Source organism: Streptomyces sp. NPDC087422, from assembly GCF_044744145.1.
GTDB lineage: Bacteria > Actinomycetota > Actinomycetes > Streptomycetales > Streptomycetaceae > Actinacidiphila.
In genome coordinates, this window is sequence record NZ_JBIUXT010000001.1 from 1,149,348 (window position 1) to 1,165,875 (window position 16,528).

General features: G+C 70.9%; 14 protein-coding genes. 3 read left to right on the plus strand and 11 right to left on the minus strand.

Going from position 1 to position 16,528, the window contains the following annotated elements; translation table 11 throughout:
* Nucleotides 1-26: 26 nt before the first annotated feature.
* Genes ACIO6U_RS05300 through ACIO6U_RS05310 form a run of 3 tightly spaced genes read right to left on the minus strand, consistent with a single transcriptional unit; the run spans nucleotide 27 to nucleotide 2,771 of the window.
* Nucleotides 27-1,427 (minus strand): cryptochrome/photolyase family protein, encoded by a 1,401-nt coding sequence (locus tag ACIO6U_RS05300; RefSeq protein ID WP_401715636.1) that lies wholly within the window; start codon nucleotides 1,425-1,427, stop codon nucleotides 27-29.
* Nucleotides 1,420-2,190: an anti-sigma factor domain-containing protein gene (locus tag ACIO6U_RS05305; RefSeq protein WP_401715638.1), complete on the minus strand. Its 771-nt coding sequence runs from the start codon at nucleotides 2,188-2,190 to the stop codon at nucleotides 1,420-1,422. The genes ACIO6U_RS05300 and ACIO6U_RS05305 overlap by 8 nt, the downstream gene beginning before the upstream one ends.
* Nucleotides 2,187-2,771 (minus strand): sigma-70 family RNA polymerase sigma factor, encoded by a 585-nt coding sequence (locus ACIO6U_RS05310; protein ID WP_188280325.1) that lies wholly within the window; start codon nucleotides 2,769-2,771, stop codon nucleotides 2,187-2,189. Before ACIO6U_RS05310 ends, ACIO6U_RS05305 begins: the two co-directional genes overlap by 4 nt.
* Before the next feature lie 295 nt (nucleotides 2,772-3,066).
* On the opposite strand from ACIO6U_RS05310, the gene ACIO6U_RS05315 reads away from it, so the two are divergent.
* Nucleotides 3,067-3,270 carry an AlpA family transcriptional regulator gene (locus ACIO6U_RS05315; protein ID WP_188280324.1) on the plus strand — a complete coding sequence of 68 codons (204 nt, stop codon included), beginning with the start codon at nucleotides 3,067-3,069 and terminating at the stop codon, nucleotides 3,268-3,270.
* Between the two features lie 3 nt (nucleotides 3,271-3,273).
* Here ACIO6U_RS05315 and ACIO6U_RS05320 read toward each other — a convergent pair whose 3' ends face one another.
* Complete coding sequence (locus ACIO6U_RS05320) at nucleotides 3,274-5,496, minus strand: MMPL family transporter (RefSeq protein ID WP_401715640.1); 2,223 nt, start codon at nucleotides 5,494-5,496, stop codon at nucleotides 3,274-3,276.
* Nucleotides 5,497-5,566: 70 nt separating this feature from the next.
* On the opposite strand from ACIO6U_RS05320, the gene ACIO6U_RS05325 reads away from it, so the two are divergent.
* Nucleotides 5,567-6,346: a TetR family transcriptional regulator gene (locus ACIO6U_RS05325; RefSeq protein ID WP_391046879.1), complete on the plus strand. Its 780-nt coding sequence runs from the start codon at nucleotides 5,567-5,569 to the stop codon at nucleotides 6,344-6,346.
* 27 nt (nucleotides 6,347-6,373) lie between these two features.
* Here the strand turns inward: ACIO6U_RS05325 and ACIO6U_RS05330 are convergent, their stop codons facing one another.
* The 4 genes from ACIO6U_RS05330 to ACIO6U_RS05345 all read right to left on the minus strand — a co-directional run bounded on the left by ACIO6U_RS05330 (nucleotide 6,374) and on the right by ACIO6U_RS05345 (nucleotide 12,320).
* On the minus strand, nucleotides 6,374-7,255 hold the full coding sequence (locus tag ACIO6U_RS05330) for a DedA family protein (RefSeq protein WP_401304742.1): 882 nt from the start codon (nucleotides 7,253-7,255) through the stop codon (nucleotides 6,374-6,376).
* A 259-nt stretch (nucleotides 7,256-7,514) separates the two neighbouring features.
* A complete protein-coding gene (locus tag ACIO6U_RS05335; protein ID WP_355337035.1) occupies nucleotides 7,515-8,261 on the minus strand; it encodes an SDR family oxidoreductase in 747 nt (248 codons plus the stop codon).
* 425 nt (nucleotides 8,262-8,686) lie between these two features.
* Nucleotides 8,687-9,976 carry a citrate synthase gene (locus ACIO6U_RS05340; protein WP_188280320.1) on the minus strand — a complete coding sequence of 430 codons (1,290 nt, stop codon included), beginning with the start codon at nucleotides 9,974-9,976 and terminating at the stop codon, nucleotides 8,687-8,689.
* Between the two features lie 124 nt (nucleotides 9,977-10,100).
* Nucleotides 10,101-12,320, minus strand: coding sequence for an ATP-dependent RecD-like DNA helicase (locus ACIO6U_RS05345; protein WP_401715643.1), 2,220 nt, complete (start codon nucleotides 12,318-12,320; stop codon nucleotides 10,101-10,103).
* A 206-nt stretch (nucleotides 12,321-12,526) separates the two neighbouring features.
* On the opposite strand from ACIO6U_RS05345, the gene ACIO6U_RS05350 reads away from it, so the two are divergent.
* Complete coding sequence (locus ACIO6U_RS05350) at nucleotides 12,527-12,955, plus strand: DUF937 domain-containing protein (RefSeq protein WP_391046885.1); 429 nt, start codon at nucleotides 12,527-12,529, stop codon at nucleotides 12,953-12,955.
* Nucleotides 12,956-13,184: 229 nt separating this feature from the next.
* On the opposite strand, the gene ACIO6U_RS05355 is transcribed toward ACIO6U_RS05350, so the two are convergent.
* The 3 genes from ACIO6U_RS05355 to ACIO6U_RS05365 form a co-directional block, all read right to left on the minus strand.
* On the minus strand, nucleotides 13,185-14,018 hold the full coding sequence (locus ACIO6U_RS05355) for a sugar phosphate isomerase/epimerase family protein (protein WP_401715862.1): 834 nt from the start codon (nucleotides 14,016-14,018) through the stop codon (nucleotides 13,185-13,187).
* Nucleotides 14,019-14,083: 65 nt separating this feature from the next.
* Complete coding sequence (locus tag ACIO6U_RS05360) at nucleotides 14,084-15,238, minus strand: dihydrodipicolinate synthase family protein (RefSeq protein WP_401715645.1); 1,155 nt, start codon at nucleotides 15,236-15,238, stop codon at nucleotides 14,084-14,086.
* The gene (locus tag ACIO6U_RS05365; protein WP_401715647.1) at nucleotides 15,235-16,386 is read right to left on the minus strand and encodes a Gfo/Idh/MocA family protein; all 1,152 of its coding nucleotides are present in this window, start codon (nucleotides 16,384-16,386) and stop codon (nucleotides 15,235-15,237) included. Before ACIO6U_RS05365 ends, ACIO6U_RS05360 begins: the two co-directional genes overlap by 4 nt.
* Between the last annotated feature and the right edge of the window lie 142 nt (nucleotides 16,387-16,528).

The window sequence follows — 16,528 nt, forward strand, 5'->3', positions numbered from 1 at the left end:
GGCTCGGTCGGTTCGCGGGTTCGCGGTCAGTCGTCCAGGCCGCGGGCCCGCGAGAAGCGGGCGTGCCCCTCGCTGAGGGCCACGATCGGGTCCGGGTAGGCGAACCGCTCCCGTTCCGGACCCGACAGCTTCCACGGCTGGTGCACCGCCGCCCCCTCCAACTCGGCCAGTTCCGGAACCCAGCGCCGCACATAGTCGCCGTCCGGGTCGAAACGGGCCGCCTGGAGCAGCGGGTTGAGCACCCGGTTGGGCCGGGTGTCGGTGCCGGTGCCCGCCGACCACTGCCAGTTGAGCTGGTTGTTGGGAATGTCGCCGTCGACCAGCAGGTCCAGGAAGTGCCGGGCGCCGACCCGCCAGTCCACGTACAGCGTCTTGGTCAGGAAACTCGCCACGAGCAGCCTGCCCCTGTTGTGCATCCAGCCCTCGTGCAGCAGTTGGCGCATCGCGGCGTCCACGATGGGGTAGCCGGTGCGGCCCTCGCGCCAGGCGGTGACCTCCTCGGGCGCGGTGCGCCAACGGTCGTGCCGGGAACGGTAGTCGCGGTGCGCCGCGTCCGGCCGCGCGGCGAGCACCTGATGGTGGAAGTCGCGCCAGGCGAGCTGCCGGATGAACGCCTCCGCGCCCCGGCCGCTCACCGACCGCGCCCGGTGCACGAGCTCGGTCGCGGACACGCACCCGAAGTGCAGATACGGCGAGAGCCGGGAGGTCGCGTCGCCCGCCAGGTCGTCGTGCTGGTCCGCGTAACCCTCCAGGCCCGAACGCCACCAACTGCCCGCCAGCTTGCGACCCGCCGTCTCCCCGCCGGGCGGCAGGCCCGGCGACGGCTGCCCGCCGCCCGGCCCGGTCAACTCGGCGGCGGAGGGCAGCGCGGCGGACTTCACGTCCTCGGGCACGGTGACCTTGCGCGGCGCGTCCAGCACGCGGCGCTGGGGCTCGGCGCCCCAGCGCCGGAAGTACGGTGTGAAGACGGCGAAGTGGTCGCGGCCCACGGGGGTGACGGCGCCGGGCGGGGCCGCGGTGACCACGGCCTCGTGCACCACCACCTCGCAGCCCGCCTCCGCCAGGGCCTTGCGCAGCCGGTCCTCACGGCGCAGGGCGTAACCGCTCACCCCGGCCGCGATGTGCACCTGCCGCGCCCCGCTGTCGCCGGCGGCCCGGACGACCTCCTCGACGACGTCGCCGCGCCGCACGACCAGCCGCCCGCCACGGGCCCGCAGGCCCGCGTCCAGGTCGGCCAGGCAGTCGGCGAGGAACGCCGCCCTGTTCGGCACCGCGAATCCGGCCCGCGCGATGCCCTCGTCCACCACGAACAGCGGGACCACGCTCCCGGCCGCCGCCACCGCCCCGGCCAGCACGGGGTTGTCGTGCAACCGCAGGTCCGCGGTGAACAGCGCGATGGACGACCCGGTCCGCGACGTCTCAGGCACGGGCCACCGCCGGGAACGTCACCAGCGCCAGCGGGGCACTCGTCGGCTGCTGCGAGCCGCCGGCCGGTTCGACCGTCACGCCCACCCCGGAGGCGTTGTCGATCCGCCCGTCCAGCACCACGGCCTGGTCGGTGGCTGACGGGTCCATCAGACCCGCCGGCCGCATCTTCCCGCCGTCGTCGAACCACAGCTCGTACGTCTTCCCGGCCGCCGGCGTCGGCATACCGGCGGCCAGGAAAGCGGCCTTGCCCAGGCTCCGGGAGACCACCACGGTCGCGGTCGTGCCGGTGCTGAGCTTCCGCGTGGTGCTCGCCGCGTCGGGCGCCGAGAGCACCTGGGAGAGCTCGCCCGCCCGCTGCTCGGCCTGGTTCGCCCGCTGCCTCGCGTCGTCGGCGGCCTGGTGCTGCCAGACGGCCACCCCGCCGAGCCCGACCACTCCCGCCATGCACGCGGCCAGCGCGTAACGCGGCAGCCGCCGCGCCCCGGCCATCCATCCGGCGAGACCGCGCCGCTCCTGCCGCGTGACGACCGGCGGCTCCTGCCGCACGGCGGCGACCCGGCGCAGCACCTGCTCACGCATGTGCGGCGGCGGCACGACCGAGGCGGCCAGCGCCAGCCGGGTGGCCGTCGCGGACAGCTCGCGGACCTCCTGCGCACAGGCCGAGCAGTCGGCGATGTGCCGTTCGAATTCCTCCCGCTCACCGTCGGGCAGCGCGTGCACCGCGTACGCACCGGTGAGGGTATGCAGATCGGCGGTCGTCATGCGCTCACTCCCAAGCAGTCGCGCAGGCGGATGAGTCCGTCCCGCAGTCGGGTCTTGACGGTCCCCAGCGGAGCCGCGAGCAACTCGGCGACCTCCCGGTAGGTGAATCCCTGGTAGTAGGCGAGCGTCACCGACTGGCGCTGCAATTCGGTGAGCGTCCGCATACAGCGTCGCACCTGCTCGCGCTCCAGCCGTGACTCGACCTGTTCCGCGACCTCGTCGAAGGCGGGGGTGTGCTCAAGCAGCGCGGCCTTGTGCTCCCGGTCGGAGGACGCCTGCGCGGAACGCACCCGGTCCACCGCACGACGGTGGGCCAGCGTCATCACCCAGGTCATGGCGCTGCCTCGGGATGCCTGGAAGCGGGTCGCGGTCTGCCAGACCTCGACCAGCACCTCCTGGGCGACCTCTTCCGACTGCGCGGGGTCCCGCAGCACCGAGCGCACCAGCCCCAGCACGGGCCCGGCCACCGCGTCGTAGACCCTGGCGAACGCCGCCTCGTCGCCGCGGGCGACCGCGACCAGCAGCTCCTGGAGGTCGGGGCCGGCGCCTGCGACGCCGTCCAGCCGTACGGCTTCCCTCATCTGCGAATCCATCCCGTCCCGACTCACCCGCGCAAGTCTCCGACCGGTATTCGGAGCCGAGGGGTGGGCGGATTGCCCGCTCGCGGATTTCCTCCGGTCTCAGCCCGCCATCGTGCCCCCTTTCACCGCCACGGCCCGGACGACCTGCGCGGTCGTTACCCGTTCGCCACATTTGTCACCGTTACGCGGGTTCCGTGTCACAGAAGATCAACAAGCCCATGCGGTGACGCTCACCTGTCGTTGGCCGGACGAAGGTGCTGATCAACAGCAGCCCCGCCGTACGGAGGTACCTGGGATGACCGACCGGACCCTGTGGTCGTACGCCGAGATCGCCGCGCACATCCGCGTACAGGTCGACACCGTCCGCTCCTACCGGAAGCACGGGCATCTCCCGCCGCCCGATGTCGTCGAGGGCGGCAAGCCCTTCTGGTACGCCGATACCGTCAGGGCCTGGAGTGCCCGGCGGCCGGGAAACCGCGGCCGCCGGGATCCGGACTGAGCCTCAGTTCCGCGTGGCCGGCTCGGGGTCCCGCCGCTCCCGCGAGGAGTGCGGGGCCTTCGTGCCCTCCGGCGCCTCCTGGCCGCCGCCCTCCGATATGCCGAACCGGTCGTGGAAGCGGCGCAGCACCGGCGGCGCCCACCAGGTGGCCCGCCCGGTCAGCCGCATCACCGCGGGCACCAGCAGGGTGCGGACCACCATCGCGTCCATGAGCACCGCGAGCGCGATGCCGAGCCCCAGCATCTTGGTGTTGGCCACCCGCGAGGTGCCGATCGCGACCATCACCACGGCCAGGATCACCGCCGCCGCCGTGATCAGTCCGCCGGTCCGCTTGAGCCCGAACTCGATGGACGCCTGGTGGTCGCCGCCGCGGTCGTACTCCTCCTTGATCCGCGAGAGCAGGAACACCCCGTAGTCCATGGAGAGTCCGAAGGCCACGCAGAACATCAGCACCGGCAGGGTCGTCTCGATGCTGCCGGTGGCCGTGAAGCCCAGCAGTCCGGACAGATGACCGTCCTGGAAGACCCACACCACCGCGCCGAACATCGCGGTAAGACTCAGCGCGTTGAGCAGCACCGCCTGGAGCGGGATGATCACGCTGCCGGTGAGCAGGAAGACCAGCAGCAAGGTGACCAGGGCGATGATCCCGGCCGCCCATGGCAGCCGTTGGCCGATGGTGTCCTTGGTGTCCACCAGGACGGCGGCCTGGCCGGTCACCGAGGCTTTGAAGTCCGTGGGCACGGCGCGGATCGCGCCGACCAGGTGCTGGGTGCCGGCGTCCACCGCCTCGCTCGTGGACAGCACCGTCATGTAGGCGGCGCCTGAGTCCCGGGCGACGACCGGCCCCTCGACCCGGACCACGCCGGGCAGGGCGGCCACCCGCTTCTCGTATCCGGCCAGTTGGGACCGGTCGGCGCCTTCGGCCAGCACCGTGATGGCGCCGTCGGGACTGCCGGGGAACTCCTGGCGGATGTGCTGCTGCACCACATGGGACTCGGCCGCCGAGGGCAACTGCCGGTCGTCCGCGGCGCCGAAGCGCACCTGGAGGAAGGGCAGTCCGAGCAGCAGCAGGCCCGCGACCGCGCCGATCGCGAAGAGCGGCGCCCTGCGCATCACCAGCCGGGCGAAGGCGGCGTATCCCGCGCCGGGGTCGCTCGCGGGCCTGCGGCGCAGTGCCTTGCGCAGATCCAGCGCGTTGACCCGGTCTCCGAGCAGGACCAGGCAGGCGGGCAGCGCGATCAGCGCCGCGGCGGCGGCCAGCAGCACCACGGCGATCCCCGCGTAGGCGAAGGAGCGCAGGAAGTACTGCGGGAAGACGAGCATCGCGGCGAGCGAGGCGGCGACGGTCAGGGCCGAGAAGAGGACGGTGCGGCCCGCGGTGCGCAGGGTCACTCCGACCGCCGCGCGCGGGGTGAGTCCGGTCGCCAGCTCTTCGCGGAATCTGCGGACGATGAACAGGGCGTAGTCGATCGCGAGGCCGAGGCCGAGCGCGGTGGTGAGATTCTGCGCGAAGACCGAGACGTCGGTGAACGAGGTGATGGCGCGCAGCACCGCGTTGGTGCCGAGGATCGCGATGATGCCGACGCCCAGGGGCAGCAGTGCGGCGATGGCGCTGCCGAAGACCATGACGAGCAGTATCAGGGTGACGGGCAGGGCGATCATCTCGGCCTTGACCAGGTCGTCCTGGATGGTGCTCTGCAATTCGTGCCGGACGGCGGCAGAGCCGCCGACGCTCACGTCGACCGGTCCGTGCTCCCCGCGGTAGGCGGGGGCGATCCGTTTGACGGCGGTGGCCACCGCGTCGTCGTCGCCCTTGAGCCGGGCGGTGATCATCGCCGAGCCGTCGTCCTTGGCGCGCAGCACCGGCGCGTGGGTGCCCCAGTAGGAGGTGACGCCGGTGACGGCCGGATCGGCGGCGAGCTTGCGGGCCAGCTCCTGCCCCTGCGCGGCCACGGCGGGGCTGTCGACCCCCGCGCCCTTGGCGTCGACCAGCAGGACCAGATTGGGCTGGGAGGCGGGGAAGTGGTCGGCGAGCGCCGCGGTCGCGTACGAGGACTCGGAGTCGGGCGCTTCCCAGCCGCCGCTGGCCAGCCGGTCGGCCACGCCTCGCCCGGCGACGACCGCGAGCGCGGTGAAGAGGAGGGCGAGCAGCAGCGTCAGCCTGGGCCGGGCCGTGACGGCCCGCGTCCAGCCCCCGACCTCGGAGTCGTGGTTGACATCAGCCATGACAAAAGGTGTCCTCTCCCCGTAGTGCGACGTAAAATCGCAAATGCGAACTGTCGCTCGCGTTTCAAGAATGCGAGTGACCGCTCGTGTTTGTCAATACCCCTGGGGAGTCACCGTGTCCGAGGCGGAAGAGCGGCAGCCGCGCCGTCGGCAGGCCCGCGGCGAGCGGCGTGTCACACAGCTCCTCCAGGCCGCCGCCAGCGTGTTCTGCGCGCTGGGCTACACGGCGTCCAGCACCAACGCGATCGCCCGCGAGGCAGGGGTGTCGCCGGGCACGCTCTACCAGTTCTTCCCGAACAAGGAGGCCATCGCGGTCGAGCTGGGCAGCCAGCTCGCCAAGGAGATGGAAGCCACCCACGGTCGGGTCTTCACCGTCGAGAACGCCCTGCTGCCGCTGGACGAGATGATCGACGCCGTCGCAGGCCCCTTCATCGAGTTCAACTGCGCCAACCCGGCCTTCCTCGCCCTGATCAAGGGCCCGGACACTCCCGGCAAGGTCGCCGAGGGCCACGACGAGCTGCACGCGTCACTGCTCGCGCGCCTCACCGAACTGCTCGGCGTCCGTCAGCCGTCGCTGTCCACAGCGGAACGCACGCTTGTGGCGCAGATGTCCTTCGCGATGTTCAAGGCAGGACTCGACCTCGTCGTCCAGCACGAGGGCGAGGAACGGGACGCGTACGCGCGGGAGATGAAGGGGATGCTCTACCGCTATCTGGCGCCCTACCTGGGCACCGGGGCGGTCACCGCCCCGGACACGGCCGCCGCCCCCGCCGCAGCCGCCGCCCCGGACAAGGGCGCCGCCCCGGACAGGAGCCCAGAAGACAGCACGGACACCGCCGCCGCGCGCTGACTCCGGGTCCGGGGACGCGGCCGACGGCTACTTGCCGCGGCCGGCCGAGAAACAGGGAAATCCGCCCCGGTCCTTGCCCGGTGGCGGACTTGTGCGCGCGACAGTGGCGCCTGTGACGGATGTCGACGTGGTGGTGGCCGCTGCCCCTGGTCCCGCGGGCAGGCCACCGGCCGGTCCCGTACCACCACCGCCGGAGGGTCCCGGTACGACCACCGCGTCACCCGCGAAGGACGCCCGTACCACCATCGAGGGAGGCCGGGTCGCCTCGCGCTCCCCCACCAGGCGTGGATCGCGGCGCTCACGCGCCCGCGAGACCCACTGCACCAATGTGCCGATACCGGCGACGAGCATCGATATACCGAGCCCCAGGCAGAGGGCGAAGAAGGAGTTGGAAGCGGCTTTGCCGCTGAAATAACCGGCTCCGACGGAATAGCTGGCCCAGACGGCCTCCGCGACACCCGCGCCCACCGCGTAACGCCGGGCGGGATAGCGCACGACACCCGCCGCGAGACCGCCTATCACTCGGCCGCTGGGCAGAAAGCGCACGCCGATCACAAAGGGCACACCGTGCCGCTGTATCCGCAGGGCGGCCCATCTGAGCAGCGCCGCCCGGCGTTCGTTGCGCTCCATGCGGGCCAGGACACGGCCGCTGAGCGCCCGGCCGGTGCGGTGGATCAGCATGTCGCCGAGGACCGCGCTGCCCGCCACCACCAGCAGCACGAGGGCGATGTCCAGCCGTCCCTCGGCCGCCATCACTCCGCCGGTCACGAGCAGCACGGAGTTGGGCACGAGCGGCGGGGCCGTGGTGAGGGCCAGTACCGCGTATGCCCAGAAGACGTGTCCACCTCGCAGGTACTCAGCGAGACCCGAGGTGAAGTCCAGTGACGACACGTTCAGTGCAACGTCCATTCCACCGCCCCTCTTCCCGCCCCCGGGCTTCAAAACTGACAGCGGCCGGTGGGACGGGGCAAGGGGGTTTCCCGTGGATCAGGGGATTCCTCGGGGGCTCCCAGGAGAATTCATCCTGAGGGTCCAGTCGGGCTACTCCTCAGGGAGTACGGGCGCGCCTGTCACGGAACGCGGAATGCCCCCGGCGCACTGGACCACCGGAGCACAGGGCCTCGGGAGCACAGGGACCACCGGGTCACCGGGTCACCGGGTCACCGGGTCACCGGCCGAGCAGTTCGCCGCCGTTGCACTGAAGGATCTCGCCGGTGATGAAGCCGGCCTCGGGGGACGCGAGGAAGAGCACGGCCGCCGCCACGTCGGCGGGGTGGCCGACGCGGCCCACGAGCGTGCGCCCGGCCCGCCGGGTCAGCTCGGCGTCATTGAGCCGCGAGCCGAAGAATTCGGTGCCCGCCACGGTGCCGGGCGCCACGATGTTGCACGTGACGCCCTGCGGGCCGAGCTGGGCGGCCAGCGAGTGGTTCCAGGCGTGCAGGGCGGCTTTGGAGGCCCCGTAGGAGCCGCCGCCGCGCAGCGCGGCCACCGAGGTGACCGTGACCACCCGGCCGCTGTCGGTGAAGCGGTCCCGCAGCGATTCGGTCAGCAGCACCGCGGTCAGCACATTGCGCTCGAAGTCGCCGCGCCAGCGGGCGAGCACCCCGTGCGGGCCCGCGCCGATCGCCAGCTCCCGGCTGCCCGCGTTGTTCACCAGGACGTCGACCTGCTCGGGCAGGTGCCGGAGCGCCGCCTCGACGTCGTCGGGGTCGGCCAGGTCGCAGGCGACCGGAGTGACGTCCAGCCCGCGCTCCCGGCGCAGCTCCTCCGCGGTGGCGTGCAGGACCTCACGGCGACGGCCGACGATCGTGACGTGGTGGCCCTCCTCGGCGAAGCGGATCGAGATCGCCCGACCGATGCCCGTACCCCCGCCGGTCACGACGACGCTGCGGCCCGCTGTCCCGTTCTGTGCCATGTACTCCGCCCCTCATGAGGAGACAGCACGCTACGGGATCGCCCCATACCGCCCGCGAGCGGGGTAGCCTGCGAAAACGCCCCCTTTCGAAGAGACGTAGATCACAGGGCTTGGAACGTAACCATTACGGTGGTTCGTGGGTCTTATGTCTTGAGCACCGCGCTCCCGGCGGAGCCGGTGGGGGGCTGCGGAACGGGCTGTCTTGGGGGACGGCCCGGGAATGCGTCGCCGGGGCGATGTCCGGGGAGCTTTGAGCGGCCCTCCCGGGCCGCAGTCGTCCCGGCACGGCGCAGCCGCCGAAAGACGCCCGGTCGGACCCGTGGGGGGATCCGTTCCGGGAACGGGAGCGCCCCGTGCCGGACCCGTGGGGGGATCCAGCGCGGGGCGCTTCTTCATGCGTGGCGGGGCCAGGCTCAGCCCGTGGTTCAGCGGCCCTCGACGGGCACGTAGTCGCGGATCTCGACGCCCGTGTAGATCTGCCGCGGACGGCCGATGCGGGAGCCGGGCTCCTTGATCATCTCGTGCCACTGGGCGATCCAGCCGGGCAGCCGCCCGATGGCGAACAGCACGGTGAACATGCTGGTCGGGAAGCCCATGGCCCGGTAGATCAGGCCGGTGTAGAAGTCCACGTTCGGGTACAGCTTGCGCGAGACGAAGTAGTCGTCGCCGAGCGCGTGCTCTTCGAGCTTGAGCGCGATGTCCAGAAGCTCGTCGGACTTGCCGAGCGCCGACAGGACGTCGTGCGCGGCCGACTTGATGATCTTCGCCCGGGGGTCGAAGTTCTTGTAGACGCGGTGTCCGAAGCCCATGAGCTTCACACCGTCTTCCTTGTTCTTCACCTTGCGGATGAAGGCGTCCACGTCGCCGCCGTCGGCCTGGATGCCTTCCAGCATCTCCAGCACCGACTGGTTGGCGCCACCGTGCAGGGGGCCCCACAGCGCGCTGATACCGGCCGAGATCGAGGCGAACTGGTTCGCCTGCGAGGAGCCGACCAGCCGGACCGTCGACGTCGAACAGTTCTGCTCGTGGTCGGCGTGCAGGATGAAGAGCTTGTCGAGGGCGCTGACCACGACCGGGTCGAGCTCGTACTCCTCGGCCGGCACGGAGAACGTCATGCGCAGGAAGTTCTCGACATAGCCGAGGTCGTTGCGCGGGTAGACCACCGGCTGACCGACGGACTTCTTGTACGCGTACGCCGCGATGGTCGGCAGCTTGGCGAGCAGCCGGATCGTGGAGAGGTGGCGCTGCTCGGGATCGAACGGGTTGTGGCTGTCCTGGTAGAAGGTCGACAGCGCGCTCACCACGGACGACAGCATCGCCATCGGGTGGGCGTCACGGGGGAAGCCGTCGTAGAACCGTTTGACGTCCTCGTGCAAAAGGGTGTGCTGGGTGATCTCGCCCTTGAACTCGGCCAGCTCGTCGACCGTCGGCAGTTCGCCGTTGATCAGCAGGTAGGCGGTCTCCAGGAAGCTTCCGCGCTCGGCGAGCTGCTCGATCGGGTAACCGCGGTAGCGCAGGATGCCTTCCTCACCATCGAGGAAGGTGATCGCGGACTTGTAGGCCGCAGTGTTGCCGTAACCGCTGTCCAGGGTGACCAGCCCGGTGTCGGCGCGCAGCTTGCCGATGTCGAAGCCGTTGTCACCGACGGTGCTGTCAACCACCGGGTAGCTGTACTCGCCGTCCCCATACCGCAGTACTACAGACTTGTCGCTCACGTCATTCCCTCACCGACGGTGTTGCCTCTTCTTCGAGGTGCCCTGACGAGGTCCACTGTCCCCCATTTGGCACTGGCGTGTGCACTCGGGGTCGGCCATCGGGCCGAAAGGTGGCACTCAGTGCCTATTTTGCGCCCCTGGACAGCCGGTGGTCGAGAGCCGTGAAGCGCTTTCCCGCCGACACCGTCCGCACCGCCTGACCGATGGCGCGACGCGATCCGACCAGCACGACGAGCCGCTTCGCCCTGGTCACAGCGGTGTAGAGCAGATTGCGCTGCAGCATCATCCAGGCACTGGTGGTGACAGGGATCACCACCGCCGGATACTCGCTGCCCTGCGAGCGGTGGATCGTCACCGCATACGCGTGGGCCAGCTCGTCCAGCTCGTCGAAGTCGTACGGGATCTCCTCGTCCTCGTCGGTGTGCACGGTGAGGCGCTGCTCGACGGTGTCCAGCCCGGTGACCACACCGACCGTGCCGTTGAAGACGCCGTTCGCGCCCTTGTCGTAGTTGTTCCTGATCTGCGTGACCTTGTCGCCGACCCGGAAGGTCCGGCCGCCGAACCGGCGCTCGGGCAGGTCGGGCCGCGCCGGGGTGACGGCCTGCTGGAGCAGTCCGTTGAGCACGCCCGCGCCCGCGGGACCCCGGTGCATCGGCGCGAGCACCTGGACGTCCCGGCGCGGGTCGAGCCCGAACCGGGCCGGGATGCGGCGGGCCACCACGTCCACGGTCAGCCTGGCCACCTCCTCCGAGTCCTCCTCGGCGAAGAGGAAGAAGTCGGGCAGGCCCTGAGTGAGCGGCGGGACACCGGAGTTGATCCGGTGCGCGTTGGTCACCACCCCGGACTGCTGGGCCTGCCGGAAGATACGTGTGAGCCGCACGGCGGGCACGGGGCCGTCCGCCGCGAGCAGGTCACGCAGCACCTCACCCGCGCCGACGCTCGGCAACTGGTCCACATCGCCGACGAACAGCAGGTGCGCGCCCGGCGGCACCGCCTTCACCAGCTTGTTCGCCAACAGCAGGTCGAGCATCGACGCCTCGTCGACCACCACCAGATCCGCGTCCAGCGGCCGGTCCTTGTCGTACGCCGCGTCGCCGCCCGGCTTCAGCTCCAGCAGTCGGTGCACGGTCGAGGCCTCGGCGCCGGTCAGCTCGGCCAGCCGCTTGGCGGCGCGGCCGGTCGGGGCGGCCAGCACCACCTTGGCCTTCTTCGCGCGCGCCAGCTCCACCACCGAGCGCACGGTGAACGACTTGCCGCAGCCGGGGCCGCCGGTGAGCACGGCGACCTTCTCGGTCAGCGCCAGCCGTACCGCCTCCTGCTGTTCCGGTGCGAGATCGGCCCCCGTCCTGGTCGCCAGCCAGGCCAGCGCCTTGTCCCACTCCACGTCCCGGAAGGCGGGCAGCCGGTCCTCCGGTCCGCGCAGCAGCCGCAGCAACTGGGCGGCGAGCGATATCTCGGCCCGGTGGAAGGGGACCAGGTAGACGGCCTTCACCTGTTCCTCGTGCCCGTCCGGCGAGGGCACGCTCTCCCGGACGACGCCCTCCTCCTCGGCCAGCTCGCCCAGGCAGTCGATCACCAGCCCCGTGTCGACCTGGAGCAGCTTCACCGAGTCCGCGATCAGCCGTTCCTCGGGCAGATAGCAGTTGCCGCCGTCAGTGGCCTGCGACAGGGCGTACTGCAATCCCGCCTTGACCCGCTCCGGGCTGTCGTGGGGTATCCCGACCGCCTGCGCGATCCGGTCCGCGGTCAGGAAGCCGATCCCCCAGACCTCGGCGGCCAGCCGGTACGGCTGGTTCTTCACCACGGAGATCGACGCGTCCCCGTAGCCCTTGTAGATCCGCACGGCGATGGAAGTGGACACCCCCACTCCCTGGAGGAAGACCATCACCTCCTTGATCGCCTTCTGCTCCTCCCACGCGGCGGCGATCAGCTTGGTGCGCTTGGGGCCAAGCCCCGGCACCTCGATCAGCCGCTTCGGCTCGCCCTCGATGATCTCCAGCGTGCCGGTGCCGAAGTGGTCGACGATCCGCTCCGCGATCCTCGGCCCGATGCCCTTGATCAGCCCCGATCCCAGGTAGCGGCGTATCCCCTGGATCGTGGCCGGCAGCACCGTCGTGTAGTTCTCGACGCTGAACTGCTTGCCGTACTGCGGATGCGAGCCCCAGCGGCCGTGCATCCGCAGCGACTCCCCCGGCTGCGCCCCCACCAGCGCGCCGACGACCGTCAGCAGATCCCCCGAGCCACGGCCGGTGTCCACCCGCGCGACCGTGTACCCGGTGTCCTCGTTGGCGTACGTGATCCGTTCCAGGACGCCGTCCAGCACGGCCAGCCCCGACTCGCCCATGCCCGGCCTCCTTTCCCGGCCCTCCCGTTGGTGATCTGTTCCGAAGGTACCGGTTGGCTCGGACACCCCGTTGCCGCCCTGTGGATAACTCTCCGGCGGCAACTCCCCCTGTGGACAACGCCGCTCGGGCCACCCGGCTGCGGCCCTTCACGCGTTCGGCCGAACTCCGGGGGCCGCCGCTCGCGCGCCCGCGTAGCGTCCGGCACATGAGCGACCGACCGCTGCAGGACGAAGTGCTGACCGAGCTGGGTGACGAGCGGCTTCAGGAACTGGCCGATCGGCTCGGCACGGACACGGACGCGGCTCGGCAGGTCGTGGGCGCCTCGGTCGGTTCGCTGACCGGTGTGGTCACGGACGAGGCGGTGACACCGGGCGGGACCGCGGAGTTGAGCCAGGCGCTGGAGCAGGCCGCCTCGGAACCGGAGCCGCTCACCGGGGTCGCCGGTTTCGCGGGGCTCGGCACGGGCGTGGGCGGCGGTCTGCTCACCACGGTGCTGCGCAAGGCGACCGCGCCGACGGCCCGCGCGGTGTCGAAGCGGACGGGTCTTCCGGTGGCGGCGGTCACGATGGCGCTGGAGACGCTCATTCCCGTGGTGGCGACGGTGCTGGCCAAGCGGGCCCGCCGGGCGAAGTGAGGCGGACGCGGCGAGCCGCCCCGGCGGTCACAGCGTCCGCACAGAGATACGAAAGAGGTCCGGCACAAGGCCGGACCTCTTTCGTTTCCCCCCTGCTACCCCCGAAGCCCCCCTCGGGCGCATTTCCCTCTCGGCTCCGTGAAACCCCTCCCAGGAGCCTTGATGCCCAGTAAGACCACCGACCCCCCGGAAGGGTTGTACGACGGATGCGTAATCTCTCAAGTTTTTTTCAGAGAACGTGCCGGAGGTACCGATCGGCGATCTCGGCGACCAGTTCAGCGCCGTCCCTGGCCCACAGCGCGGGGTTGAAGATCTCCACCTCGACCGGCCCGCGAAAGCCCGTCGCGTCCACCTGCTCACGCAGTCCCCGCAGGTCGACGCATCCGTCGCCGAGCTGTCCCCGCCCCAGCAGCACCCCCTCCGGCAGCGGCGTCACCCAGTCGGCGACCTGGAAGGAGGCGATCCTGCCTCCCGCTCCGGCCCGGACGATCTGCGTAGGCACCATGTCGTCCCACCACAGGTGATAGGTGTCGACCACGACACCCACCTGGTCCGCGGGGAAGCGCTCGGCGATGTCCAGCGCCTGGCCGAGCGTGGAGACCACACACCGGTCGGAGGCGTACATCGGGTGCAGAGGCTCGATCGCGAGCCGTACCCCGCGCTCCGCCGCGTAGGGCGCCAGCTCGCCGATCGCGTCGGCGACCCGCTCCCTGGCGGCGGCGATGTCGCGGTCGCCCGCGGGCAGGCCGCCGGAAACCAGCACCAAGGTGGCCGTTCCCAGCGTCGCCGCCTCGTCGATCGCCGCGCGGTTGTCGTCCAGCGCGGTCGCCCGCTCCGCCGGGTCGGTCGCGGTGAAGAATCCGCCGCGGCACAGCGATGTCACGGTGAGCCCGCTGTCCCGCATCAGGTCCGCTGCACGCTCGACGCCGTACTCCCGCACCGGCGCCCGCCACAGCCCCACCGAGCCGATCCCGGCCGCCACGCACCCCTTGGCCAGCTCGGGCAGCGACCACTGCTTGACGGTCTCCTGGTTGATGCTCAACCGCGAGAGGTCACCGGTCACGTCGCTGTGCACGTCGTCGTGAGAGGCGGATGCGGAGGACTCGGGGTCGGGCGACGTCGGTACGGTCATGCGTCCACTCCGTATACGGCGAGCAGGCCGCGCATCCGAGCCTCGGCGAGTCCGGGGTCGGGGAACAGGCCGATCCGGTCGGCCAGTTCGTAGGCGCGGGCGAGATGCGGCAGGGAACGGGCCGACTGGAGACCGCCGACCATGCTGAAGTGCGACTGGTGCCCGGCCAGCCAGGCGAGCAGGACGACACCGGTCTTGTAGAAGCGTGTCGGTGTCTGGAACAGGTGCCGGGACAACTCGACGGTGGGGTCGAGAACGCGGCGGAAACCGGCGGCGTCCCCGGTGTCGAGGGCGCTGACGGCAGCCGACGCCAGGGGCGCGAGCGGGTCGAAGATGCCGAGCAGCGCGTGGCTGAAGCCCTGTTCGTCGCCCTCGATCAGCTCGGGGTAGTTGAAGTCGTCGCCGGTGTAGCAGCGCACGCCCTGCGGCAGGCGGCGGCGCAGTTCGACCTCGCGTCGCGCGTCGAGCAGCGAGATCTTCACGCCGTCGATCTTGTCCGGGTGGGCCTTGATGACGTCGAGGAAGGTGTCGGTCGCCGCGTCCAGATCGTCGCTGCCCCAGTACCCGGCGAGCGCCGGGTCGAACATCGGGCCGAGCCAGTGCAGGATCACCGGGTCGCCGGCCTGACGCAGCAGCCGCCCGTACACCTCCAGATAGTCCTCAGGGCCCTTCGCGACCGCGGCGAGGGCGCGGGACGCCATGAGGACGGCCTGCGAACCGGTCGCCTCGACGAGCGCCAACTGCTCCTCGTAGGCGGCGGCGACCTCGCCCAGTGTGGCGGCGGGACCGGTGAGCTGGTCGGTGCCGACACCGCAGGCGATCCGGCCGCCGACGGCGCGCGCCTCGGCCGCCGACCTGCGGATCAGCTCCGCCGCGCCCGCCCAGTCGAGCCCCATGCCGCGCTGCGCGGTGTCCATGGCCTCGGCCACGCCCAGCCCGTGCGACCACAGATGGCGGCGGAAGGCGAGAGTGGCGTCCCAGTCGACGGCCGCGGGCTCGTCCGCCGCCGTCCGCAGCGGGTCGGCCACGACATGGGCGGCGGAGTACACGACACGGCTGCGCAGCGGAAGATCCGCGCTATAGGTGACGGTTTCCGAACGCGGCACATAGGTGCGCGTTTCACCGGACGCGTCCGGCAGCAGGATGCTCACAGCGCCAGCTCCGGAACCTCGAAGCGGCGACCCTGCGCGGAGGAGGCCAGGCCGAGTTCGGCGAGCTGGACGCCCCGGGCACCGGCCAGCAGGTCCCACTGCCAGGGCTCGTCGAGCGCGACGTGCCGCAGGAACAGCTCCCACTGGACCTTGAATCCGTTGTCGAAGTCGCTGTTGTCCGGGACCTCCTGCCACTGGTCCCTGAAGGACTCGGTGGCGGGCAGGTCCGGATTCCACACCGGCTTCGGCGTGGCGGAACGGTGCTGCACGCGGCAGTTGCGCAGTCCGGCGACCGCGGAGCCGTGCGTGCCGTCGACCTGGAACTCCACCAATTCGTCGCGGTTGACGCGCACCGCCCAGGAGGAGTTGATCTGTGCGACGGCGCCGCCCTCGAGTTCGAAGACACCGTAGGCGGCGTCGTCCGCGGTGGCGTCGTACGGCTTGTCCTTCTCGTCCCAGCGCTGCGGGATGTGGGTGGTGGCCAGCGCCTGGACGGTACGGACCCGGCCGAACAGCTCGTGCAGCAGGTACTCCCAGTGCGGGAACATGTCGGCCACGATGCCGCCGCCGTCCTCCGAGCGGTAGTTCCAGGAGGGGCGTTGGGCGCTCTGCCAGTCGCCTTCGAAGACCCAGTAGCCGAATTCGCCGCGGATGGACAGGATCCGGCCGAAGAAGCCGCCGTCGATGAGCCGCTTGAGCTTCAGCAGGCCCGGCAGGAAGAGCTTGTCCTGCACGACGCCGTGCTTGACGCCCGCGGATGTGGCGAGCCGGGCGAGTTCCAGCGCTCCGTCGAGTGAGGTGGCGGTGGGCTTCTCGCAGTAGATGTGCTTGCCCGCGGCGATGGCCGCCTTCAGCGCGGTCTCGCGTGCCGCGGTCACCTGCGAGTCGAAGTAGATGTCGACGGAGGGGTCGGCGAGGACGGCGTCGAGGTCGGTCGACCAGTGCTCGATGCCGTGCCGCTCGGCCATGGCCCGCAGCGCGTGCTCGCGCCGGCCCAGCAGGATCGGCTCGGGCCACAGCGTGGTGCCGTCGCCGAGGTCGAGTCCGCCCTGCTCACGCAGGCTCAGGATGGAGCGGACCAGGTGCTGCCGGTATCCCATCCGCCCGGTGACGCCGTTCATGGCGATCCGCACTGTCCTGCGTGTCACGTGACAAGTCCTCTCGTCGCTGCCGGGTGCAGGGAACGCGCCCACGGTCACCAGCACGGCGATAGCAAGCGCTTTCTGCTCGTTCACGCTAGCCGCCACTGCCTGCGTTCGACAAGAGTCTCCTGGTGGTGAATGGAAGCGC

Coding starts and splice junctions, on each gene's coding strand:
- ACIO6U_RS05305 (WP_401715638.1), bottom strand. CDS start 2,190: ATGACGACCGCCGATCTGCATACCCTCACCGGTGCGTACGCGGTGCAC.
- ACIO6U_RS05310 (WP_188280325.1), bottom strand. CDS start 2,771: ATGAGGGAAGCCGTACGGCTGGACGGCGTCGCAGGCGCCGGCCCCGAC.
- ACIO6U_RS05315 (WP_188280324.1), top strand. CDS start 3,067: ATGACCGACCGGACCCTGTGGTCGTACGCCGAGATCGCCGCGCACATC.
- ACIO6U_RS05320 (WP_401715640.1), bottom strand. CDS start 5,496: ATGGCTGATGTCAACCACGACTCCGAGGTCGGGGGCTGGACGCGGGCC.
- ACIO6U_RS05325 (WP_391046879.1), top strand. CDS start 5,567: ATGCGAGTGACCGCTCGTGTTTGTCAATACCCCTGGGGAGTCACCGTG.
- ACIO6U_RS05330 (WP_401304742.1), bottom strand. CDS start 7,255: ATGGACGTTGCACTGAACGTGTCGTCACTGGACTTCACCTCGGGTCTC.
- ACIO6U_RS05335 (WP_355337035.1), bottom strand. CDS start 8,261: ATGGCACAGAACGGGACAGCGGGCCGCAGCGTCGTCGTGACCGGCGGG.
- ACIO6U_RS05345 (WP_401715643.1), bottom strand. CDS start 12,320: ATGGGCGAGTCGGGGCTGGCCGTGCTGGACGGCGTCCTGGAACGGATC.
- ACIO6U_RS05350 (WP_391046885.1), top strand. CDS start 12,527: ATGAGCGACCGACCGCTGCAGGACGAAGTGCTGACCGAGCTGGGTGAC.